This is a genomic window from Achromobacter seleniivolatilans, from assembly GCF_030864005.1.
In the GTDB taxonomy this organism is placed as follows: domain Bacteria; phylum Pseudomonadota; class Gammaproteobacteria; order Burkholderiales; family Burkholderiaceae_B; genus Achromobacter; species Achromobacter seleniivolatilans.
In genome coordinates, this window is the sequence record NZ_CP132976.1 from 1,676,194 (window position 1) to 1,700,378 (window position 24,185).

Genomic DNA, 24,185 nt, shown 5'->3' on the forward strand with positions numbered 1-24,185 from the left:
CCCTATGGACCCCTCTCAATTGAACCGTCTTGGCCCCGGACAGCCCTACCCGCTGGGAGCCGTCAGCGACGGGTTAGGCGTGAATTTTGCAGTGTTTTCTGCCAATGCCACGCGGATCGAACTGTGCCTGTTCGACGCGCGCGGCCGCAAGGAATTACGCCGGATAGACTTGCCAGAATGCACCGACGAAGTCTGGCATGGCTATCTGCCGGACGCGCAACCCGGCCTGATTTACGGCTACCGCGCCCATGGACCTTATGACCCGCGCAACGGCCACCGCTTCAACCCGCACAAACTGGTGCTGGACCCGTACGCGCGCCAATTGACGGGGCCGGTCAGCTGGAGCGACGCCCTGTTCGGCTACCGCCTGAATCATGCCCGCGCCGATCTGGCCATGGATCGCCGCGACAGCGCTCCTGCCATGCCCAAGGCGGTTGTCACCGAAGACCTGCCCTTCAATTGGGGCAACAGCAAGGCTCCCCATATTCCGTGGACGGACACGACCATCTATGAAGTTCATTTGCGCGGTGTGTCCATGCAGCGCGAAGACTTGCGCCAACCGCTACGCGGCACGTGCGCGGCGCTTGCCGACCCGCGATTTATCGAACACGTGCAACGCCTGGGCGTGACCGCCATTGAGCTGATGCCGGTCCACGCATTTCTGCAAGACCGCTTCTTGCTTGAACGCGGCTTGCGCAATTACTGGGGCTACAACACGCTGTCTTACTTTGCCCCGGAGCCCACCTATCTACAGCGCGGCCCCAACGATCTGCGCCAGGCCATCCGCCGTCTGCATGCGGCCGGCCTGGAAGTGATTCTGGACGTGGTCTACAACCACACGTGCGAAGGCAGTGAGCTTGGCCCGACCTTGTCGTGGCGGGGGCTGGACAACGCCAGCTATTACCGGCTGGTGCCCGGCGACGAACGCTACTACATCAACGACACCGGCTGCGGTAACACAGTGAATCTGTCGCATCCCCGTGTCTTGCAGATGGTGACGGACTCGTTGCGCTACTGGGTACAGTCCTATGGGGTGGACGGTTTTCGCTTCGATCTGGGCGTGACTTTGGGCCGTGAAGGTACGGGCTTTGATCCTGGCTCGGGCTTCTTTGATGTTCTGGGCCAGGACCCCGACCTGGCTCGGGTCAAACTGATTTCAGAACCTTGGGACATCGGTCCGGACGGATACCAGTTGGGCAGTCATCCGCCCGGTTTTGCGGAATGGAATGACCGTTACCGCGATACGGTGCGGCGCTACTGGCGCGGCGACGAGGGCATGCGCGGCGACATGGCAGCACGTCTGTGCGGATCGCGCGACATCTTCGACCGGCGCCACCGCCGTCCCTGGGCCAGCGTCAACTTCGTGGCCTCGCACGACGGTTTCACCACGCAAGACGTGGTCAGCTATGACGGCAGCCACAACGAAGCGAACGGCGAAGGCGGCAACGACGGCCACTCTGAAAATTACAGCCACAACTGGGGCGCCGAAGGCCCGACGCAGGACGAAGGCATTCTGTTGCGCCGCCAGCGTGTGCAACGTGCCTTACTGGCAACCTTGTTCTTGTCCGACGGCACACCGATGTTGCTGGCGGGCGACGAATTCGGCAATAGTCAGGACGGCAACAACAATGCGTATTGCCAGGACAACGCCGTGTCCTGGCTGGACTGGACGCAAGCGCAAAGCGATTCAGGCCGGGCATTGAGCAATTTTTTGGCGCGCGTCCTGGCCTTGCGGCGCGCGCATCCCAGCCTGCGGGCGACGAGGTTTGGCGATGCTTCGCAAGAGCTGTGTCCGGGCATCAGCGCGATCAGCTGGTTTGATTCGGAGGCCAAGCCGATGGATCAGGGCGCATGGGACGACCCTCAAGGCCGCGCCATGCTGCTGCGCCGTGCGGCGCTGCGCGAAGACGGCAGCGTCGACGTGACCTTGCTGCTGCTGAATCCAGGCCCCGAAGCCCTGGGCTTTACCCTGCCCGAACCCGCTCAGTCATGGATACGAGAGCTGGACTCGGCAGCGCTTTCCCCTGCCGCCCCCGTATCGGAAGGCTCCATCACCGTCGAAGGCAACAGCTTGACGCTGCTGGCCGCAGCCAACGTCAACGGAGCCTCGTCATGACGGTATTGCCCGAACCGTATACCCACGGCGCACTGCCGCTGCCCGATGGCCGCACGCGATTCCGTCTGTGGGCGCCCTCCGCGCCGCCGGGCCTGGCGCTGCTGGTCGACGGGCACGCGCCGATTCCCTTGCAGCCTGACGCCCAAGGCTTTGTTCAGGCTGATGTGCCGTGCCCTCCCGGCACGCGCTACCGCTATCAACTGGACAACGGCCTGACCGTTCCCGACCCCGCATCCCGGCTGCAAGAGGACGATGTGCATGGGGCCAGCATCGTGACGGCCGCCAATACCTATCAGTGGCGCAACCCGTCATGGGCGGGGCGGCCTTGGGAAGAAGCCGTCATTTATGAAGTACACCCCGGACTGGCGGGCGGCTACACGGGTCTGGAAGCGCGTTTGCCTGCGCTGGCCGAGCTGGGCATTACGTTGATCGAATTAATGCCCATTGCTGATTTTCCCGGCCCGCGCAACTGGGGCTACGACGGCGTCTTGCCTTACGCGCCAGACGCCACGTACGGCACGCCTGACGCGCTGAAGCAACTGATCGACACCGCGCACGGCCTGGGAATGGGCGTGATGCTGGACGTGGTCTACAACCATTTCGGCCCGGACGGCAATTACCTGTCGCGCTATGCAGGCCCGTTTTTCCGCGATGATATCCAAACGCCTTGGGGCGCCGCCATCGACTTCCGGCAAGCGCCCGTGCGCCGATTCTTTGAAGAGAACGCGCTGTACTGGCTGACGGAATTCCGCTTTGACGGCCTGCGGCTGGATGCCGTGCATGCAATTTCCGATCCGCAATGGCTGGTGGAATTGGCGCAATTCGTGCGGGGCCAGATACCGGAACCGCGCCACATTCACCTGGTCTTGGAAAACGATGACAACCGCGCCAGCCTGTTGACCCAGGGTTATGACGCCCAGTGGAACGACGACGCGCACCATGTGCTGCATCATCTGTTGACGAGCGAAGCCCATGGCTACTACGCCGATTACGCTACCGAGCCGGCCAAGGCCCTGGCCCGGTGCCTGCAATCTGGCTGGCTGTACCAGGGCCAGCCCTCGCCCTACCGGCAGGGCGCGCCGCGCGGGGAGCCAAGCAGCGACCTACCGCCCTCGGCGTTTGTGCTGTTCTTGCAGAACCACGATCAGACGGGCAACCGTGCGCAAGGCGACCGGCTGATCAGTTTGACTGCATCCGCCGATCGTCTGCGGGCCGCCGTCACGCTGCAATTGCTGGCGCCGCAAATTCCCCTGATTTTCATGGGCGAAGAAGAAGGCAGCCGCGCCCCGTTCCTGTACTTCACCAGTCATGATGATCCGGCCTTGGCGCAGGCAGTGCGCCAAGGCCGGCAGCGCGAGTTCGCGTCCTTTCCTGCGTTCAGCGGCGTCAATGCGTCCAAGGTGGCGGACCCCAACGACGTCAACACCTGGCGTCAAAGCGATCCCTGGGTCATGCCTGACCCGTCCGACGCCAAAGCCTGGAGAACCCACTACAGCGCGCTGTTGAATCTGCGCAATCGCGTCATCGCGCCGCGATTGGCGGGCGCCCACAGTCTGGGCGCACACGCCGTTGGCATAGCCAGCGTCCATGCGCGGTGGCGGTTGAATGACGGCACAGTGCTCACGCTCTACGCCAATCTGGGCGACGCCCGGCAATCATTGCCGGACGACCTGGTGACCACGCAGGATGCATTCGGGAATTTGCTGTTCGAATCATTGGCCGGCTCGCTGGACGCCCTGTGCGCTGGCAGCCTCTGCGCGAACAGTGCAGTCTGGTTGTTGGAGGATTCCGCATGAACGCTATTGCTCCCACCGAATTGTCTGCCTTGGCCGCCGATGCCGGGATCGCCGAGCAGTGGACCGGCGCAGACCAGCGCCCGCAAACGGTCAAGCCCGACACCTTACGAGCCCTGCTGGCCGCGATGGACCTGCCTGCCGGGACGGACAAAGACATCCGTGACAGCCGGCAACGCCTGAGCGCAGCCTCTGGCCGCAAGCGTCTGCCCGCGATGCTGATCGCCGTCACCAGCGAACCCGTCGCGCTGCCGGTGCAATGCGCCGGGCGCTATGAAATTCACGCGGAGTCCGGGGCGGTTTTGACCGGCATCAGCACGACAGACACCGACGGATTTCCGTCCTTTCCGGCCCCGGACACGCCCGGCTACTACACCTTGACCACGCCCGCAGGCATGACGACGTTGGCGGTTGCGCCACCGCACGCCCCCACGATGGACGACCTGATGCAGACGCAGGACGCCCGGGCCTGGGGGCTGGCGGCGCAGGTCTACAGCCTGCGCCGCCCGGCGCCTGACCTGACTCACTCAACCCATGGCTTTGGGGATTTCGGCGCGCTGCGTGAACTTGCCACGGCGGCCGGATGCGCTGGCGCGGACGCGCTGGCCATCAGTCCGGTGCATGCAATGTTCGCCGCCGACCCCGGGCAATCCAGCCCCTATTCGCCATCAAGCCGGCTGTTCTTGAATACGCTGTACGCCGATCCGGCCGCAGTGCTGGGCCACGATGCGGTGCGCAGTGCGCTGGCGGACATGGATCAGCACATGTTGCACGCGCTGGATGCGCAAGCCCTGATCAACTGGCCTCAGGCCGGCCGATTGCGCCAGCAATTGCTGCGCAGCCTGTACGGACAGTTCGCAGCCCATGCCCCGCCCCAACAGCGTCAGGCCTTTGCCGCCTATTGCCTGACGGCCGGGCAGGATTTGCGCGACCACGCGCTGTTTGAAGCCCTGCATGCGGCGCAAGCGCCGCCCTACGGAGACCCCACCCCCTGGACAGCGTGGCCCGCCGGGCTGCGCGATCCGCGATCGGCCGCAGCCCAGGGGTATGTCGACGCGCAGGCCGATGACGTCAACGTGCATATGTTCAATCAATGGCTGGCGTCCGAGAGTTTGGCCCTGGCGCAACAGGCCGCCCGCGACGCCGGCATGCGGATCGGTCTGGTCGCGGACCTGGCCGTGGGCGGCAGCCCATTGGGCAGCCATGCCTGGAGCCGTCAAGCGGACCTGATGAAACGCACCGGCGTGGGCGCGCCGCCTGATCTGCACAACCCCCGCGGCCAGGGTTGGGGCTTGACCGCCCTGTCGCCCGCTGCATTGAATACGTCTGGCTACGCCGCCTTTCTGGCCATGCTGCGCGCCAACCTTGCGCACGCGGGCGGCCTGCGCATCGACCATATTCTGGGCATGGCACGCTTGTGGCTGATTCCCGACGGCGCAGGTCCCCAAGACGGCGGTTATCTGCGCTATCCGCTAAAAGACCTGCTGCGCCTGACGGCGCTGGAAGCCTGGCTGCACGACGCGCTCATCATCGGTGAAAACCTGGGCACGGTGCCTGAGGGCTTCGACGACGAACTGCATGCCCATGGCCTGCTGGGCATGAACGTGCTGTGGTTCATGCGCGAACCGGGCGCGGGCGCCACCGGACCGGCCGCTTTCATCCCCCCGCAGAACTGGCCGCCGCATGCCGTCGCCATGACGACAACCCATGATCTTCCGACCCTGGAGGGCTGGTGGCACGCGCAAGACATACGCTGGCGCACCCGGCTGGGCCTGCTTGGCGACGATCAGGACGAGTCTCTTCTGCGTCTGGCAAGGCTTGAAGACCGAGAAGCCCTCTGGCGCGCTGTCCAGGCCAGCCCTGCAACGGCGGCTATGCGTACGATGCCCCGTGAAACCCCGGGCGCCGATCTGCTGGGTTATGTGGCGTCTTCCCCCTGCCCCTTGATGCTGGTGCCGCTGGAAGACATCGCCGGCAGACTGGATCAGCCCAACCTGCCCGGCACCATTTCCAATCATCCGAACTGGCGTCAACGGCTGCCGCTATCGGTATCGGATTGCCTGAACACGCCAGAGAGCCAGGCTCGTTTGCAACCGGTGCTGGCGCAGCGGGGGCGCCAATGAGCATCCCGCGCGCCACTGCCCGCCTGCAATTGCATGCCGGCTTCACGCTGGACGACGCCTGCGCGCAGGTTCCTTACTATGCGCGGCTGGGCGCAAGCCATCTGTACCTGTCGCCCATCAGCCAGGCACGCGACGGGTCCACACACGGCTACGACGTCATAGACCATGGGCACGTCAGCAGCGATCTGGGCGGGCATGCCGCGCTTCTACGCCTGGCCGCCGCCGCCCGTGCGCACGGGCTGGGCCTGATCGCCGACATTGTGCCCAACCACATGGCGGCCCACCCGTCCAATGCGTGGTGGGCAGACGTACTGCGGCAAGGCCAAGACAGCCCGTACTCCCGCTATTTTGATATTGACTGGCATACGCCCGATCCTGCGCTGCGCGGCAAGGTTCTGCTGCCAGTGCTGCCTGAAGCCTACGGTGTGAGCCTGGAAACCGGCGTTATCGCCTTGACCCACGACCCGCGGCACAACACGTACGCGATAGATGTGGGGGATTTGCGGCTACCGGTCGCGGGCGACTTCAGCCGCGCCACGTCCCACGCGCCCGCCACCGTGTGCGCCGAGCACGACGCCCGTACGGCCGCTGGCAGGCGGCGGTTGCACGAGCTGCTGGAACGTCAGCATTACCATCTGGCCTGGTGGCGCACCGCGCCCGAGCAGATCAATTGGCGCCGTTTCTTCGAGATCAGTGAATTGGTGGGCGTGCGGGTGGAGGACGACGCGGTCTTTGACGCCGTGCATGCCTTGCCTGTGCAACTGGTGCGCGATGGCGTGCTGGACGGCCTGCGCATCGATCACATTGATGGTCTGGCTGCGCCGGGCGCGTATCTGCGGCGTCTGCGCCGGGCGTTGTTCCAGACGGGTCCCGCACGTGTCGAAGCCGGCTTGTCCCGCGACACCTATCTGATTGTCGAAAAAATACTGGCCGATGATGAAACCCTGGACCCGCGTTGGGAAACCGACGGCACCACCGGTTATGACTTCATGGATCAAGTCGGCGCGCTGCTGCATGCGCCCAGCGCGCAAGCCCAGTTGGAGGCATTCTGGCGGGCGGTAAGCGGCGGCACTGGCAGCGTTTCGGAACAACTATTGCTGGCGCGCCATCGGATGCTGGCCCGGCATTTTCCCGCCGAACGCCAAGCGCTTGTACGGGCGCTCACACGCATTGCCCGGCAGGATCTGCGCACTCGCGATTGGACAAGCGCCTCGATCGACCGCGTGCTGACTGCCTTGCTGGCGGCTTTCCCTGTATATCGAACCTACGCCGACGACGGCGGACGCAGCGTCGCCGATCAAAAGTGGTTTCAAGTAGCGGCAAGCGCTGCGCGAGCCGCGCTGGGCGCGCACGATGGAAGTGCCGACGATCAGTTGCTGTCCTTATTGCAGGACTGGCTGGATGGCGCACCTGCGGTTGCGCATGGCCCGGGCGCGACTCATGCCCTGCATGGCGCGCGCGAGCGCGCATTGCGGCGCTTCCAGCAACTGACGCCGCCGCTGGCCGCCAAGGCCTTGGAAGATACGCTGTTCTATCGCCATGGCCCATTGCTGTCGCGCAACGAAGTGGGCTCCAGCCCCGCTCGCTTCGCCCTGTCCGCCGCCGCCTTCCACGCCTTATGCGCCGCCCGCGCCCGCACCCACCCCCATGCCATGCTGGCTACCGCCACTCACGACCACAAGCGCGGCGAAGACAGCCGCGCCCGTCTGGCCGTGTTGAGCGAAGACCCCACCGGTTGGATTCAAACCGCAAGCGCCTGGATAACGCGGCTGGCGCCTGCCAACGCATTCACGCCCGCCGACCGTTATCTGCTGCTGCAAACCTTGGTGGGCGCCTGGCCGTTGGAACTGACTGCGGAAGATGTGGCCACCCGCCCCCAGGATGTCTCTGCTTTTCTGAAGCGCATTGCGCAATGGCAGCAAAAAGCCTTGCGGGAAGCCAAACTGCACACCAGTTGGACCGACCCCGACGCCAGCTACGAACAAGCAGCGCAAGATTGCCTGGACTCACTGGTCAATACGACAGACGGCCTCGCCCTGCTTGGCGAAATCGCAGCCTTTGCGCTTCGCGTCGCACCGGCGGGGCTGGTCAACAGCCTGGCGCAAACGCTGCTGCGCAATACCTTGCCCGGGGTGCCAGATCTTTACCAGGGCACTGATCTTTGGGATTTCAGTCTGGTCGATCCCGACAACCGCCGCCCCGTCGATTACGAGGCGCGCGCCGCGCTGCTCCGCACCGATGACGTGGAGACCCCTATCAATACCTCCGCCACAGCCTGGCGTAGCGGTGCCGTCAAACAGGCGCTGATTCAGCGTGCGCTAATCCTGCGCGCCCGCTATCCCGACTTGTTCAGCCAGGCTGGCTGCACGCCGGTCCAAGCGCACGGCGCTCATGCCGAAAACGTGTTTGCCTTCCTGCGCCGCCACGGGGGGCGGGACGTACTGGTCGTTGCGCCCCGGCTCTGCTCAACGGCGTTGGCGCCCTATACGCAAGATCAGCCTGAGATGGCGCGGCGCTACTGGGAAGACACCGGCTTGCGGCTGCCGCCGGGCGTAGCGGCAGCCGGATTGCGCGACGTGCTGTCCGGCCGCCACCTGCGCATGACGGCCGCAGGCGAGGTCCTGCTGGCCGATTTGTTGCACGACTGCCCGGTCGCGCTGGGCGTCAGCGTCTAGCAGCAAGCGCGCCGCTGGCGCTTTATCCCTACGAAAGCAAGGCTTACCCTGTGTGGCCCGATACACCTCGTCATAATGTCGCTGGCCGCCACTACGCGGGGACGAGTGCGCATGCCCGCGGGCTGGCCACCCAACATCTACCGCCGCTTTCAGTAGGAATCAACGCGTGTTTCATGTCATCACGGGACTTATCAGTCTCTACGTAATCTGGCGCTTCGTCTGGCGCCTGTCCCTACCCAAAACCGGCAAAACGCTGCTCTCGATTGCCGTGGTGCTGGCGGCGGAACACCATCTGGTGACCCGCACGTTTTTCGGCACCATGGCCTCGCCCGAAATTCCCGGCACAGTGTTGATTGCCTTGGGATGGCTGTTCGGCAGCGTGATCCTGCTGGCCATGCTGCTGGCCATCCGCGATCTCGCCGGGCTGGTTTTGTTTGTGTTTGCGCGCGCCCGTGCGCGCTGCCTTTGGGGCGCCCGCTCCTGGGGCAACGGGGCCGCCGTGCTCGCCGTGGCGCTATCCGCCATCGGCGTTTGGCAGGCCGTGCGCGTGCCGGACGTAAAAACCATTGAAATCGCCCTGCCGCGTCTGCCGCCCGCCCTGGACGGCTTTCGCCTGGTGCAACTGACCGACCTGCACGCCAGCCGGCTTTTGCAAGCGCCTTGGATCGAAGCCGTCGTCAACAAGGCCAACGCCCTGCATCCCGATTTGATCGTCATCACGGGGGATCTGGTCGACGGCACAACGGAGGCCCGTGCGGCCGATGTGCGTCCGCTGCAAGCGCTGACCGCCCAATACGGCGTCTACGCCATCCCCGGCAACCATGAATACTATGTGGAATATCAACGCTGGATGGCAGCGCTAAAGCAACTGGGCCTGCGCCTGTTGCTGAATGAGCATGTGACGCTTGCGCCCAACGGGAAAAACCTGGTGCTGGCGGGCATCACCGACAGCACTGCCGCAACTTTCAGCCAGCCCTTGCCCGATGTCGCCAAGGCGCTGGAAGGCGTTTCCCCAGCCGACCCCGTCATTCTGCTGAGCCATCGTCCGACGGGCGCGGCCATCAACGCCCGCGCCGGCGCTGATCTGCAACTGTCCGGCCATACCCACGGCGGCCAGATTCTGGGCGCGCATCTGCTGGCGCAGTGGGCGAACGAAGGATTTGTGTCGGGCGAATATCAGGTGGGCGCAATGCGTCTTTACGTCAGCAACGGCACCGGTTTGTGGAATGGATTTCCCATCCGGCTGGGCCGGCCGTCGGAAATCACGCAGATCATATTGCGTGCCGCGCCCAAAACGGCACAATAGGCGTCCCTAAAAAACTGCCGCCGCGCCATGACGTATCTTCTGTGGTCCCTGCCCGCCCTGACCGTGATCGGCGCTATCGCCAGCGGGCGGGTCAACACCACAGTCGCGGCCGTGCTCGGCCTCGTGGCGGCAATTCCCGTTGCGCTCTTCACCTCTCCCGCGCCCTTCATGGGCGCGCAACTGGCGCTAGCGCTGGAACGGGGGCTGTGGATCGGCTGGATCATCACGCCTTACATTCTGGGCGGGCTGCTCTTCTGGCAGATGGCCTCGCAAGGCCGCTTGCCGGCCGGTTCAGACGCCCGTACAGACGCTGCCGAATTGGCCGATCCGCTGGCCAGGCGCAGGCGATTGTTTTTTGCCTGTTTCCTGATTGGCCCATTCGCGGAATCCGCTACCGGTTTCGGTGTCGGCATGCTGGGCACCGTGCTGCTGATCCGGCCGTTAGGCCTGAAACCTCGCGAAATCATGGTCTTCGCGCTGTTGAGCCAAACCCTGATCCCCTGGGGCGCAATGGGCAGCGGCACACTGCTGGCGTCCGCCTATGCCCGCGTGCCTGCCGCCCAATTGGCGCTCTACAGCATGGTCGCTGTCGCCTTGTTGATGATCATCTGGATGGCTTTGTACTGGCGCACCGCTCACTCAGCCGGGCTGCGCGCCACTGCTGCCGAGCACCGGCACGAAGCTGTCTGGATGGCGGCTAGCCTGGGTCTGCTGACAGCCGCCACGGCGCTGCTGGGCCCTGAGACAGCGCTACTGGCAGCCTATGGCCCGCTGATCGTGTTGCGCTTTGTGCTGGACCGCCGCCCGGACCAGACCCGGCTGCGTGAAGCTGCGCGCAGCGCCCTGCCCTACATCCTGATCATTGCCTGCCTGGTAGCCACGCGCCTCGTCCCCGCTCTGAATCGGGAACTGGCCGGTCTGGTCGCCTTCCGTCCCTTTACGGACCTGCCAGGCTGGATGCCGTTTTTGCATGCAGGCAGCTGGCTGATCGCCGGCGCGCTGCTGATGGCCGCCTGCTACCGGCAGCGCGGCGCCTTGGCCGCCCAGGCCCGGTCAGCCTGGATGACGGGCCGCCATGCGGTAATGTCGGTGTTTTTATTTGCCATGTTGGCCGAAGTGCTGGCTGGCGCCGGCATCTCGCAGGCGTTTGCGGATGGTCTGTTCGCCAGCCTGAAAGACTGGACCATCCTGATTACACCCATTTTGGCCGGCGCTTTTGGTATTCTGGCCAACAGCGGCAACGCGCCCAATAGCCTTTTCATGCCGTCACAACTGTCACTGGCGCTTCAAGCGGGCCTGAATGTGCCTGCCGCAGCCGCCTTGTTACACGTTTCCGGCACCTGCATGGGCATATTTTCACCTGTCAGAATGTCGATTGCAGCCGGTTTGGCACATGGCAGAGGGCAAGAACGCAGCGTGTATGTTCTACTACTGCCGTTTGCCTTAGCCGCGTTTGGCATTCTTTTAGTCCTGGCACTGCTTGTCGTGCTGTCGGGATAGCCACAGGCCTGGGCTAAAAAGCAACAAAAACGAGTAGCAACGATGCCCGATGGCGACGTAGCGCTTACGCTCACGGCCTCAACCTTTTTTTTGTGTAGCACATGGGACTAGAACAGTTAGCCGCGATTCGGGCATTGATTACCAAGAAGGCGCCCGAAGAGCCGGCACCCAAGAAAGAATCGCGTCCGCAGCCCGGCGCAAAAGGACCTCGTTCGCCCAGCGCCGGCAAAGGCCCGCGCCCTCAGGGTGGCGATAAGGGCGCGCGTCCGCAGGGTGGCGACAGGAATGCTCGTCCGCAGGGCGAAAAGGGCCAACGCCCGCAACGCGCCGAGCGGCGTGAATCGCCTGTGGACCCCGTTGTCGTCGCCATTTCGCGCCTGCAACGCCAGTTCCCCAAGGCATTCCCGAAGAATCCTGCTCCCAAAGTGCCCCTGAAGCTGGGCGTGCTGGAAGACCTGGTGCAACACGCCCAGGCCTTGCAATTGGACGAGGCGCAGATCAAGGAAGCCGTGAAGACTTGGTGCGACGGCCGTCGCTACTGGGCTTGTATGGTGGAAAACGCTGCGCGCGTGGACCTGAACGGCGAACCTGTCGGCACGGTGACCACCAACGAGTCCAAGCATGCCAAGCGCATGGCCTCGCGCAGTGCATCCAAGAATGCCGCAGCCCGCTCCAAGGCCAAGAAGGCCGAAGCGTCCGCTGCTGCTGAAACGGCTGCCGCGGCGGATGGTTCCGTGACCACGGATGCGGTTCCCGCGGTGGATACCGCTGCGGCTCCGGATACCACGGTTGCAGTGCAATCGCCCGTTGTTGTTGCGGATGCCGCGGCGTCGCCGGAAGCCCCTGCGGCATCCGAGGCTCCTGCTGCCCCTGAATCGGCCGACGCTACGTCGTCCGGCACGCCGGCGTAATTCTCGCCCGGCCAGAGATGGCAACAACACAATCGGCGGCACTCTGTGCCGCCGATTGCCGTTATTTATGCCGCATCCGAGGCTAGCGCCCGTTCCAGATACCCCAGGCCCGTTGGCGAATACGGCAACGTCAGCGCCCAGCGATGTCCTGCCTCGTCCATCTTCAGCAACGACTTCTTCAGAATGCCGACGATCTTGTCGCCATGGGCCGGATGGAAGTCTTCGTACTGGTATTGCAAAAACACCAGACACAATGCGTTTTCCATGACTTGCACATCCGCATCCTGCTTGATGCCCTGCTTCATGACAATGGACGTCACGCGCTCGATATCGCTATCGGAATAACCGGATTCCCGCAGAAGGCCCGCAGCGATCTCCGCGTGGTGCCGCATCAAGGCTTTGCGCCAGGTCAGATAGCCTATCCGGCCCTCGGGATAACTCTTGCGGGCAATTTCCCATCGTCCGATGTGCTGGCAACGAGATGCCAGAATTAGCGGCTCAGCCGCATCCGGCGCCAGCTTCACCACCCATTCATGCAGCTTCTGCGCCAGAAATAATTCCTGCGGACAGGTCTCGCCCTGCCACGAGAACACCGTGGGGTCGGCCCCGTTGTAATGATCAAACCGATGCAGCGTCTGTTGTAGACGGTCGCTCATGCGTGGAGTTTCCCAAAAAAGATCGTTGGTGGACGATCTGGCATCGATGGCTTGCGCCACGGAAAATCATGATACCGCCAACACTGCGCCGCGCCTGGCTGAAAACGTCCGCAAGTTGGATCGACATACATAAAGGTTATTTAGCGGGCTGGCCGCAGGCGCGGCATACTGGCGGGTTACGAGTAATGGACTGACCATGAGCAACGCCTCCTCTACCCCTGCCCTCGCGCCTGACGTTCTGGCCGCGCAAGCCCTGGCCAAAGAACACGGCGTCGGTACGCCCAACGTGCTGACCACGCCTGTCGCCGAAACCCGCGCTAAAAGCCGCGCCTACCAACAATGGTTGAGCGAACCCGCGCCCGCTGTCGGCCGCGTGGTGGAGCACCGCCTGGACCATCTCCCGGTCCCGGCAACCCTGCGCCTGTACTACCCGGAAGGCGCGGCAGCCGCCCCGCTGCCGCTGTACCTGCACCTGCACGGCGGCGGCTTCGCCCATGGCGATCTGGACACCCTGGACCGCTGGAAACGCGAAATCGCTGCCGAAGCCGGCATCGTTACCGCCGGCCTGTCGTACGCGCTGTCACCGGAAGCCCGCTATCCCGTGGCCTTGGAACAAGTGCTGGGCGCATTGCGCTGGTTGCGTGACCAAGCGCCATCGCTGGGCCTGGATGCGTCGCGCCTGTCCGTGGGCGGTGAATCCGCTGGCGGCAACCTGACCTTGGCCGCCCTGCAACGGCTGCGCGACGAGGGCGATGCTTTCGTGAAAGCCGGCGTAGTGATCTACGGCATGTTGTCAGCCCGGCGCGATACGCCGTCGCACGAATCCTTTGGCGATGGGCGCTTTGGCTTGTCGACCGAAAAGCTCGACTGGTTCTGGCAGCAATACGTGTCGGATGCCGCCCAACTGACCGACCCCGGCGTCGCGCCGCTGCATGCCGATGTAAGCGGACTGCCACCGCTGATCCTGCAAGCCGCGGCGCTGGACCCGCTGCTGGACGACACGCTGGACCTGGCCAACAAGCTCTTCGCTTCGGGCGCCGCGCCCACCTTCATCGTCTATTCCGGCGTGCCGCACAGCTTCATCGGCATGACGCGCATCCTGCCCCAAGCGCAGGAAGCCCGTACGGATCTGGTGCAGGCGCTTAAGCGGAATTTAGTTTGAGGGGATAGAAGTTGGGGGCGGAAGGGGTATTGGGCAACGGGTGGCCAGATCGGGGAAGCGCACCTTTGAATCAGCTCTACCCGCCCGCAACAAGGCGGTCATAGGAGGCGGCTCGTTTCGTGTCTTTTTCAAGACCGCTCTGTCCATACGGACATGTTGAATGGAGCCAAACTAGACTATTAATGTGTCCCAGAGCGCCAGACTTTTGAAAATATGCCAAAGGGCCATAAGTCTCTTTTAGTGCCACGTTCGTGTACGCCTTGTAATGGCATCGCTGCGCAGTTTCAGTAATTGGACGAAAAGCCCACTGGGCAGGTCAGCAGCAGCCCTCCTTCGCAAATCCGCCCCGTAAAGGCAGTCTGCGAAGGACCGGTTCAGCTGCTGCGCGACATCAGCTGCGCGCCGGCTTCTTGCCGTGCGACACGCTGGGCGTATCGCGGAACAGCGACATGTGGGTGTGCGTGGCAACCCACGGTTGGCCCACGCTCTCGCGTGCGAACGACACGGTGGCGCGGCCCGGGCGCTCGAACGGCTTGCCGTCCGGGTGGTAGCCAGTCGAATCCCACACCGCCAGGCCAACGGCAAACAAGCGGTCCGGCGAGACAAAGCTCTGGACGTCGTCCAGGCGCCACACAAAGCCGTCGATGGTCGACCAGACGTTGCGCCACTGCGTCTTTTCCGCGTGTTCGCGGCCGCTGACAAAGTTGGTGTAAGTGCCAAAGGCCACAAAGTCATCGGCGAACAGATGACGCGCGGCGGCAAAGTCCACCGCTTGCACGTGGTCGGAAAGTTCCTTGAACCAATTGCGCACGGCGGCGGCGTCAGCGGTATCAACGGGAGCGAGGGCTTGCACAGTCATGGAGATCTCCATTTAGGGTCGTGAATCAGGGTGTAGCAGGAATGGGTTCGGCGAACCAGCAGGCGGCAGCGTGGCCCGGTGCGCGCTGTTCCAGCGGCGGCGCGGCCAGGCGGCAACGTTCCACGGCTTGGGGGCAACGCGGGTGATACCGGCAACCCGAGGGCGGCGACATCGGGCTGGGCGGTTCGCCCGCAGCCACCGCGTAAACCTGCCGGAGCGAGGCGCCTCGTTCGGGTTCCGGCACAGCGGCCAACAGACCGCGTGTGTAGGGGTGAAGCGGACGTTCATAGATGTCGTCCCGCGAGCCGGTCTCGACCACCTGCCCTGCGTACATGATGGCGATGCGGTGCGACACGTGCCGCACCACCGCCAGGTCATGCGCGATCAGCAGGAAGGACAGACCCAGCTCTTGTTGCAGGTCTTGGAACAGATTGATGATCTGCGCCCGCACCGATACGTCCAGCGCCGATACGGGTTCGTCGGCCACGATCAGGTCGGGCCGAATCGCGAGTGCGCGCGCAATGCCCACGCGCTGGCGCTGGCCGCCCGAAAAGGCATGCGGATAACGCTCTGCTGCGTCCGCAGGCAAACCCACCTGATCGATCAATTCAGCCACGCGCCGCCGCAGTGCATCCCGGCCCGCGTTCCAGCCATGCACGATCAAGGGTTCGGCGATAGCCTCGAACACGGTATGGCGCGGGTTCAGGCTGGTGGACGGGTCCTGGAACACCAGTTGCATATGGCGGCGCAGTTCGCGCAGTTGCGCCTTGCCGGCATGGGTGATGTCCTGGCCCTTGAAGTGGATCGAGCCGCCGGCCAGCGGCGTACGGCGCAGCACGGCGCGGCCCAGCGTCGTCTTGCCAGAACCGGATTCGCCGACGAGGCCCAGTGTTTCGCCGCGTGCGATTTCCAGCGATACGCCGTCCACGGCCCGCGCCAGCACGGGTTTGCTGAACCAGCCCGCCGAGCGCACGGGGTAATGCACGCGGATATCGCGCGCTTGCAACAGAGGGGAAGAATCGGTCATGGTTCCTGCGTCCAGACGGGGGCAAACGGGCGCACGCAAGCGGCCACGCGCCCGCTACCCACATCGCGCAAAGCAGGCTGCTGGGCGCAGGCGGCGTCTGCTACCGGGCATCGCGGCGCAAAATCGCAGTGGCTGCGCCGCACGCGCAGATCGGGCGGCACGCCGTCAATGGCGATCATGCGGTGGCGGGTGTCGGTCAACCTGGGTGTTGCCCGTAGCAGCCCAGCGGTATAGGGATGAGCAGGCGCCGCGAACAGCGCATCGGCATCGCCGAGTTCAACCAGGCGGCCGGCATACATCACCGCCACACGGTCGGCAACCTTGGCCACCACGCCCAGGTCGTGCGTCACCAGCAGCATCGCCAGGCCCAGCCGTTGCTTCAATTCCGCCAGCAGTTCCAGAATCTGCGCTTGAATCGTGACATCCAATGCGGTCGTCGGTTCGTCGGCAATCAGAATCTGCGGATCACAGGCCAGCGCCATGGCGATCAGGATGCGTTGGCGCTGGCCGCCAGAGAACTCATGCGGCAGGCGGTCCAGCCGTTCAGCGGGCTTCGGGATGCCGACCTGAGCCAACAGATCAACGATGCGGTCGCGCCGCTGTGCCGCTTTCAATGGCGTGTGCCGAACCAGCACTTCGTCAATCTGCGTGCCGATGGTCAAGAGCGGGTTCAGCGCGCTCATCGGGTCCTGGAACACCATGGCGATGCGATTGCCCCGCAGGTCTTCCAGAACCCGGGCGGGCGCGGCCAGCAGGTCATGGCCTTCAAACAACACCTGCCCGCCCGCCACTCGGCCGGGCAAGGTAGTCAGCCCCATCAACGCCAGCGCACAGGCGCTTTTGCCGGAACCGCTCTCGCCGACGAGCGCCAGCGTTTCGCCAGCGCGCAGATCGAACGACACCGCATCTACGGCCGTGACATTGCCGTGGCGAGTCAGGAATTCGACGCTTAGGCCACGCACGCTCAATAAGGGCTGCGCGTTCATCGGCGAACCTTTGCAAGCAGACGGCGGGCGAAATCCTTTTCGCGTTCGCGCGGGTCCAAGGCCAGACGCAGACGGCTTGCGGCCAGATTCACGGCCAAGACCGTCAACGCAATCGACAGACCGGGGAACGTCGCCAGCCACCAGGCGCTCGTCAAATAGTTGCGGCCGTTTGCGACGTCCAGCCCCCACGACACCGCAGGCGGTTGCACCCCTACGCCCAGGAAAGACAGCGCGGCTTCCGCCAGCACTACCCGCGCAAACTCCAGCACCATCAAGGTGATCAATGGCGCCGCCAGATTGGGCAGAATGTGCCGCAACAGGATGCGGCCGGCCCGTGCGCCTGCCATTTCCGCGCTCTCTATATAGGGCAGTTGACGCACAGACAGCACCACGCTGCGGATCTGCCGCGCGTAAACCATCCAGCCGTTCAGTGCCAGCGCCAGGATGACCGTGCCGGGGCCGGGCCCCAGAATCACAAGAATCACCAGCGACAGCAACAAGCCGGGGAATGCGACATGCACGTCGACCCAACGCATCAGCACGGCGTCCACGCGTCCACCCGCAAAACCGGCGATCAAGCCGACCAGCACGCCGAACGTCGCTGACAACGCCACCACTGCCCCGCCGATCAGGATGGACAGGCGCGCCCCATGCAGCACTCGACTGAGCACATCACGGCCCAGATTGTCGGTGCCCATCACATTCGACCAGGTGCCACGCGCCTCCCATACCGGCGGGCGCAAACGCGCAGACAGCTTGATCGCTGCGGGATCGTACGGCGCCAGCCAAGGCAGCACGATGGCTACCGCAGCCAGCAGAGTCAGCAGCACTGCGGCCAGAATCCACCCCCGCTGCCGGTCCGACAATGCCCGCCAACCACGCGGCGCGGCCTTGGCCTGCGGCGCAATCGCGTCGCCCATCCATGCAGGAGCGGCGCTCATACGGCGATCCTCCGGTCCAGCACGCGATACAGAATATCCAGACAGAAATTGATGATCACGATTAGAAAGGCAATGAAGAACACAACGGCCTGCAATAGCACGAGGTCCTGGCGTTCGATAGCCTGCACCGCGGTCTGGCCCAGCCCGGGCCACGCGAATACGGTTTCGACGACGACGGTGTGGCCGGCCAGCATGCCGGCGAATTCCCAGCCCAGCAGCGCCACGGTCGGCACGGCAGCATTGCGCAGGGCATGCACCAGCACGATGCGGCCCGAGCGCAAGCCTTTGGCCCGCGCCGTCCTGACATACAGCGAATTCAATTCGTCGATCAGCGCGGACCGCAGCATCATGGCGATACGGCCCAAGGCCGGCAACGCCAGCGTCAGCATGGGCAACACGCCGCTGCCCGGTGCGTCCGAACCCGATGAGGGCAGCCAATTCAGGGTGACGGCAAACAGCAGGATCAACAGCAGCCCCAGCCAGAATTGCGGCAGCGACAAGCCGCCCAGACTCAGCACCACCGACACGCGGTCGGCCCATTGACCGGGCCGCAGCGCGGCGATGATGCCCAGCGGCACCCCCGCCACTACAGCCAGGCCCAGCGCGCCCACGCACAGGGTCAAGGTGCTGGGCAGACGCTCCATCACGATGTCCATCGCTGGCCGCTGCTGCCAGATGGAATTGCCGAAGTCGAACAGCGCGATGTCACGCAGATAGTGCAGGTATTGCGCCCAGATCGGGCCGTCCATGCCCAAGGCTTGCGCCAGCACGGCGCGGTCAGCGGCAGAGGCGTCCACCGGCAACATCGCCTGTACCGGGTCGCCCACCAACCGTGTCACGATGAACACGATGGTGGTCACACCCAACACCACCAGCAACCCTTGCAGCACCCGGCCCAGCAAGAAGCGCGGCAAGCCGCGCCCGGCTTGATTACTCGATGACACGGATGTCCTTCACCGGAATCAGGCCATCCACGCGCGGCGCAAAGTCAATACGCTTGGACAAACCGAAGATCTCGCCGCCTTCCAGCAGGAACACCAGGTACGCCTCGTCACGGCCAATCTTCAACGCCTTGCTGTAAAGCGCCTGACGCTTGACGGGGTCGGCTTCCTGGCGCGCTTGCTCGATCAGCGTCTTCAGTTCGGCGTTGTCATTGGCCGCGGCCACGCCGCCATCGGCGTAATAGGCGCTAAGCGTACGGTCTGCATCCAGCAGCTGATTGGAATGGCTGCTGCTGATCTGGGCCTCGGTGGGCACGCGGTTTTTATTGATGGCGTCCAGGTATTCGGACCACGCCAGCACGCGGAAGTTGACCTTCAGGCCCGCTGCTTCCCAGTAGGCGGCAATGGTTTCGGCCAGTTCTTTGTCCTTCAACCAGCGGCCGGACGGCGCATACAGATCGATGGACTTGCCGTAGGCGCCCGCCGCCTTCAAGAGTTCCGTGGCGCGCGCCGGATCATAGGCGTAAGGCTGGATGCTGGCGTCATAACCGAACCATCCCGGCGCCAGCAATTGGCCGTGCGAGACCGCCGCGTAGCCGCCGTACAGGTCCTTGGCCAGGGCTTCCTTGTCGACCGCATAGTTCAACGCCTGGCGCACCCGCACGTCTTTCGTCAGGCCTTTCAGGGCGTTGAGCGACACAAACGGCAGATCGGTGCCTTGCAAGGTCACCGCCTTGGCGACCCGCTTGGTGTCTTCGGGCAGCACATTGGTGATGAAGTCGAAATCCCCCGCGCGCAGGCCCGACAGACGCGTGCCCGGCTCCGCCACGAAACGATACGTGGCGCGATCCACATTGCCGACGGCCGAAGGGTTCCAGTAATTGGGGTTTTTGCTCAGGACGATACGGTTGCCCTTGGCCCATTCCGTGAGCACATACGGGCCGCTGCCTACGGGCTTCTGGCCCAGGCTGCCATCTGCGGCCGCCGCGGGCGACACAATGGTCAGCCACGACAGGCGCGCGGGCAAGGCGGGGTCCGCGCCATTGGTCAGCACGCGCACCGTGGTGGGGTTGACGGCTTCGGCGCTCTTGATGCCCAAGAAGAACGGACGCTGACGCGATGCGGTCTTGGGGTCGACGATGCGGTTGATGCTGGCGGCAACCGCCGCCGCGTCCAGTGCTTGGCCGTCGCTGAACTTCAGATTGGGGCGCAACGTGACTTCCCACGTGGCGGCGTCAATCTGGCGCGGCAAGGCGGTAGCCAGCTGCGGCACCAACTCGCCCTTGGGGGTGCGGGTGATCAGCGTTTCAAAGATGTTGCGCGACACGGCGCGTTCGGAGCCATCTTGCGCGGTCTGCGGGTCCAGCGTCGAGGGCTCGGTGCCCAGCGCCAACGTGATATCGGCCGCGTGAGCGGCGGTGAAGACGGACGCAAACAGGACCAAGCCTAGGTAGCGTTTCTGAATCATTGCGCACTCCGGATCAAAGGGACATGCGCAAGGGGAAACCATGTCGCAGTCGGTAACTTAGGAATCCGAAGTTTGCCGCGAGAAATAAGAACGTGCCGTTCTATTCATATGCCTTGGAAATACTTGACGCGGCGTTTATCGATGCGAAAAGTCATAAGGCGCGAGCACCGCCCGCGCCCCGCCACTAGGCCGTAGCCGCATGCACCAAGGGGCTTTCCCATGCGCGATGAGGAGTCGCCGGACCGGTGTCGCGCTCGACTTGCACCAGGGCCGTCTGTGCGCTGGGGCCTTGCGCCAACCGAGACGTACCGATGTCTGCTGTCAAGGAATTGGGATTGCCATGCCGGTCCAGATCGCCATCCGGATCGGACCAGGCGCCTGTAGACATCACGACCACGCCCGGCATCAGCCCGCTATCCAGCTTCACGCCTGCCAGACACGCGCCGCGCGCATTGAAGACCCGCACCCGGTCGCCGTCCTGAATCTGTCTGGCGGCAGCATCATCGGGGTGCATGGCAATGGGTTCACAGCCCTGAATCTTGCCCGAACGCGACAAGGCCGCCGGGTCCAATTGGCTATGCAGCCGGTGGCGTGGCTGGTTGGTCAGCAAGTGCAAAGGCCACTGCCCGGCGCCCGCCGCGCCCAGCCATTCCGAAGGGGCGAGCCAGACCGGATGGCCGGGGCAGTCCGAGTAGCCAAAGCCGGCTATCTCCTGCGAATACAGCTCGATCTTGCCCGATGGCGTACGCAGCGGATGCGCCTGAGGGTCGCGCCGGAATGCTTCAAACAGCACATACTGGGAATCGGGCGGCGGCAGCTCCGCGTGGCCATTTGCCCAGAACTCGTCAAAGCCAGGCAGTGTCACGCCCTTTTCGGCGCAGCCTGCGCGCATGCCCTCGTACACGTGACGGCACCAGCCCATCTCGTCGCGCCCGGCGGTATAGGCCTCGTGAAACCCGGCGCGGCGTGCCAGTTCTGCAAAGATATCGAAGTCGTTGCGGGCTTCGCCTTGCGGCGCCACAGCGCGGTGCATGGCGAATACGTAAGGGTCGCGTGCCGATCCGCCCACATCGCAACGCTCTAGCGACGTGGTGGCGGGCAACACGATGTCGGCGCGGCGGGCCAGCGGCGTCCACCAGGATTCATGCACGATCACGGTCTGGGGTTTACGCCACGCCTGCCGAAAACGGTTTTGATCCTGATGATGATGGAAGGGATTGCCGCCCGCCCAATAAATCAGCTTGATATCCGGGTAGGTGTGACGCGCGCCGTTGAATTCATATTCAGCGCCCGGCGCCAGCAGCATGTCTGTAATGCGCGCCACCGGAATGGCCAGTTGCGCGGGATTCTTCGGCACCGGCACTTCGGGGCCGGGCACCTGCCGGCGCGGCTGGCCGATGCTGTTCAACGAGGCGTGGCCAAAAGCAAAGCCGCCGCCCGGCAACCCGATCTGCCCCACCATCGCCGCCAGGCCGATGACTGCCCAGTACGGTTGCTCGCCGTGCTGCGCCCGTTGCAAGGCCCACGCTGCGGTCAGCAGGCTGCGTTCGCGTGCGATGCTGCGCGCAAGCGACACGATGGTGTCGGCGGAAACGCCAGTAATGGCCGCAGCCCACTGCGCGTTTTTGGGTTGGCCGTCCGTGGCGCCCGTCAGGTATGCGGCCCAACGCGCAAACCCCTGACAATAGCGGTCCAGAAATTCCGAGTCGTGCAGCCCTTCGGCCAGCAAGGTATGCGCCATGCCCAGCATCAGAGCGGTGTCGGTGTTCGGCCGGATGGGAATCCAATCGGCGGCTATACCTTCCGGAATGTCGGCCCGCGTCGGGCTGACCACGACCAGGCGGATGCCCCCCGCCTGGGCGCGTTCAAGCCAACCCGGCAGATTGTGCAGACCCGCGCCGCCCGACGTGACCTGGCTATTCTTGATGGGCATGCCGCCGAACGCCACGATGACCCGGGTGTTTGCCAGCACGCTTTCCCAGTCCGTCACGTCGCCGCTGACCGGGCTGGTCGTGCCAATCACGTGCGGCAGCAGGAACTGCGCTGCGCCCCAGCTGTAGTTGCCTACCTGGTCCACGCAGCCGCCGCCCTGGAATAGAAAGCGTCGGATCAGGCTGCGTGCATGATGCACACGGCCCGCAGACGACCAGCCATACGACCCGCCAAAGATACCCGCCGGCCCCGACTCTTCACGCACCCGCGCCAACTCTTTTGCCACCAGATCCAGGGCATGGTCCCAGGACACTTCGACGTATTCGTCGCCCTCGCGGTCACGGTTGCCGGCAAGCCAGCCTTTGCGCACGGATGGGCGCTGGATGCGCAGCGGCGAATGCAGCATCTCTGCAATCGAGCCCAGCATGGGCGATGGCGACGGGTCCGGGCCGAATGGCTCACAGTCAACCACCCTGCCCTCATCGACCACGGCAGTAAAAGCGCCCCAGTGCGCAAGCGAGGGGTGGCGGGTACGGGTCATGGCGCGCTCCGCTTAAGGAGCGGTGCGGTCCTGGACCAGCCGGACCCAGAACGCGGCGCCAAAGCTGATGGCATGGTCATTGAAGTCGTAATTGGGCGTGTGCAGCCCGAACGATGGGCCGTTGCCAAAGAAGAGGAACGCGCCGGGCTTTTCCTGAAGCATAAAGGAGAAATCCTCGCCGCCCATCACCGGTTTCATATTGTCGACAACCTGGTCGTGACCAACCAGCTCACGTGCAATGCGCACGGCATGCGCAGTTTCTTCGGCGTGATTCAAGGTCACCGGGTAATCGCGCAGATAGGTCAAGGTGGCTTTGGCGCCGAAAGTGCCCGCGATTCCAGCCACCACCTCTTTCATCCGGTTCTGCACCGTATCCTGGATCACCGGGTTGAAGGTGCGCACCGTGCCGCGCAGTTGCGCCTTCTGCGGAATCACGTTGTCGGTCTCGCCCGCATGGAACATGGTGATCGAGACCACCGCGCTTTCATGCGGATGCACGTTGCGCGACACAATGGTCTGCAACGCATTGACGATCTGCGTGCCAACGATAACGGTGTCCACGCCTTCTTGCGGCCGCGACGCATGGCTGCCGCGGCCTTCGATATCGATCGTGAAGCGGTCGGACGCCGACGTCACCGGGCCGACGGTTGTTGAGAATTTACCCAAGGCCAGGTTGGGCATGTTGTGCAGGCCATACACCTCGTCCACGTCAAAGCGCGTGAACAGCCCGTCGTCGATCATGGCTTTGCCGCCCGCGCCGCCCTCTTCCGCCGGTTGGAAAATGAACACGGCGGTACCGGCAAAATCCCGGCTTACCGACAGATGCCGGGCAGCCGCCAGCAAGGTGGCGCTGTGTCCGTCATGGCCGCAGGCGTGCATGATGCCTTTGTGGCGCGACTTGTGAGCGACGTCATTGGCTTCGTGAATTGGCAAGGCATCCATGTCTGCGCGCAAGCCTACATTGCGCCCTGGGCCCGCACGCCGGCCGGTCAACAGGCCCACGACACCGGTTTTTCCGATCCCGGTTTCCACCCGATCAAAGCCGAATTCCCTAAGCTTTTCAGCAATGAATGCCGCCGTGGCGTGCTCTTCATAGCGCAACTCTGGCGCGGCATGGAAGTGACGGCGCCACACGCCGGCCTCGGCAACTGCCTCGTCCAGCGTCTCTCCAACTGCGTACATGCTTATTCCTTCATTGGCCCTGCGGACCGTGCAACACGACGGCCCCGGCATTTTTTCAAGACGCGG

Annotated in this window: 17 protein-coding genes; 8 read left to right on the forward strand and 9 right to left on the reverse strand. The window is 64.2% G+C overall.

Annotation, left to right across the window (positions count from 1 at the left end; genetic code table 11):
* Positions 1 to 4: 4 nt before the first annotated feature.
* From glgX to RAS12_RS07540, 7 genes are all read left to right on the forward strand, one after another.
* Positions 5 to 2,116: a glycogen debranching protein GlgX gene (glgX, locus tag RAS12_RS07510; RefSeq protein WP_306946829.1), complete on the forward strand. Its 2,112-nt coding sequence runs from the start codon at positions 5 to 7 to the stop codon at positions 2,114 to 2,116.
* Positions 2,113 to 3,912: a malto-oligosyltrehalose trehalohydrolase gene (gene treZ, locus RAS12_RS07515; RefSeq protein WP_306946831.1), complete on the forward strand. Its 1,800-nt coding sequence runs from the start codon at positions 2,113 to 2,115 to the stop codon at positions 3,910 to 3,912. The genes glgX and treZ overlap by 4 nt, the downstream gene beginning before the upstream one ends.
* Entirely contained in the window at positions 3,909 to 6,032 is a 2,124-nt protein-coding gene (malQ, locus tag RAS12_RS07520; RefSeq protein ID WP_306946833.1) for a 4-alpha-glucanotransferase, read from the forward strand. Before treZ ends, malQ begins: the two co-directional genes overlap by 4 nt.
* Entirely contained in the window at positions 6,029 to 8,707 is a 2,679-nt protein-coding gene (gene treY, locus RAS12_RS07525; protein ID WP_306946835.1) for a malto-oligosyltrehalose synthase, read from the forward strand. The genes malQ and treY overlap by 4 nt, the downstream gene beginning before the upstream one ends.
* Before the next feature lie 166 nt (positions 8,708 to 8,873).
* Positions 8,874 to 10,013: a metallophosphoesterase gene (locus RAS12_RS07530; RefSeq protein ID WP_306946836.1), complete on the forward strand. Its 1,140-nt coding sequence runs from the start codon at positions 8,874 to 8,876 to the stop codon at positions 10,011 to 10,013.
* Between the two features lie 27 nt (positions 10,014 to 10,040).
* The gene (locus RAS12_RS07535) at positions 10,041 to 11,513 is read left to right on the forward strand and encodes a hypothetical protein (RefSeq protein WP_306946838.1); all 1,473 of its coding nucleotides are present in this window, start codon (positions 10,041 to 10,043) and stop codon (positions 11,511 to 11,513) included.
* A 134-nt stretch (positions 11,514 to 11,647) separates the two neighbouring features.
* Positions 11,648 to 12,424 carry a ProQ/FinO family protein gene (locus RAS12_RS07540; protein ID WP_306946840.1) on the forward strand — a complete coding sequence of 259 codons (777 nt, stop codon included), beginning with the start codon at positions 11,648 to 11,650 and terminating at the stop codon, positions 12,422 to 12,424.
* A gap of 65 nt (positions 12,425 to 12,489) precedes the next feature.
* Here the strand turns inward: RAS12_RS07540 and RAS12_RS07545 are convergent, their stop codons facing one another.
* Entirely contained in the window at positions 12,490 to 13,080 is a 591-nt protein-coding gene (locus RAS12_RS07545) for a DUF4202 domain-containing protein (RefSeq protein ID WP_306946841.1), read from the reverse strand.
* Between the two features lie 196 nt (positions 13,081 to 13,276).
* On the opposite strand from RAS12_RS07545, the gene RAS12_RS07550 reads away from it, so the two are divergent.
* The gene (locus tag RAS12_RS07550; protein ID WP_306946843.1) at positions 13,277 to 14,242 is read left to right on the forward strand and encodes an alpha/beta hydrolase; all 966 of its coding nucleotides are present in this window, start codon (positions 13,277 to 13,279) and stop codon (positions 14,240 to 14,242) included.
* A gap of 391 nt (positions 14,243 to 14,633) precedes the next feature.
* Here RAS12_RS07550 and RAS12_RS07555 read toward each other — a convergent pair whose 3' ends face one another.
* The 8 genes from RAS12_RS07555 to RAS12_RS07590 form a co-directional block, all read right to left on the reverse strand.
* Positions 14,634 to 15,101 carry a YybH family protein gene (locus tag RAS12_RS07555; RefSeq protein ID WP_306946845.1) on the reverse strand — a complete coding sequence of 156 codons (468 nt, stop codon included), beginning with the start codon at positions 15,099 to 15,101 and terminating at the stop codon, positions 14,634 to 14,636.
* Between the two features lie 25 nt (positions 15,102 to 15,126).
* A complete protein-coding gene (locus tag RAS12_RS07560; protein WP_306946847.1) occupies positions 15,127 to 16,128 on the reverse strand; it encodes an ABC transporter ATP-binding protein in 1,002 nt (333 codons plus the stop codon).
* Positions 16,125 to 17,114 carry an ABC transporter ATP-binding protein gene (locus RAS12_RS07565; RefSeq protein ID WP_306946850.1) on the reverse strand — a complete coding sequence of 330 codons (990 nt, stop codon included), beginning with the start codon at positions 17,112 to 17,114 and terminating at the stop codon, positions 16,125 to 16,127. Before RAS12_RS07565 ends, RAS12_RS07560 begins: the two co-directional genes overlap by 4 nt.
* A complete protein-coding gene (locus tag RAS12_RS07570; protein WP_306946852.1) occupies positions 17,111 to 18,055 on the reverse strand; it encodes an ABC transporter permease in 945 nt (314 codons plus the stop codon). The genes RAS12_RS07565 and RAS12_RS07570 overlap by 4 nt, the downstream gene beginning before the upstream one ends.
* A complete protein-coding gene (locus RAS12_RS07575) occupies positions 18,052 to 18,999 on the reverse strand; it encodes an ABC transporter permease (RefSeq protein WP_306946854.1) in 948 nt (315 codons plus the stop codon). The genes RAS12_RS07570 and RAS12_RS07575 overlap by 4 nt, the downstream gene beginning before the upstream one ends.
* Positions 18,986 to 20,464, reverse strand: a complete 1,479-nt coding sequence (locus RAS12_RS07580; RefSeq protein ID WP_306946857.1) for an ABC transporter substrate-binding protein — start codon at positions 20,462 to 20,464, stop codon at positions 18,986 to 18,988. Before RAS12_RS07580 ends, RAS12_RS07575 begins: the two co-directional genes overlap by 14 nt.
* 184 nt (positions 20,465 to 20,648) lie before the next feature.
* The gene (locus RAS12_RS07585) at positions 20,649 to 22,937 is read right to left on the reverse strand and encodes a molybdopterin-dependent oxidoreductase (protein WP_306946859.1); all 2,289 of its coding nucleotides are present in this window, start codon (positions 22,935 to 22,937) and stop codon (positions 20,649 to 20,651) included.
* 12 nt (positions 22,938 to 22,949) lie between these two features.
* On the reverse strand, positions 22,950 to 24,119 hold the full coding sequence (locus RAS12_RS07590; RefSeq protein ID WP_306946860.1) for a M20 aminoacylase family protein: 1,170 nt from the start codon (positions 24,117 to 24,119) through the stop codon (positions 22,950 to 22,952).
* Positions 24,120 to 24,185 lie beyond the last annotated feature (66 nt).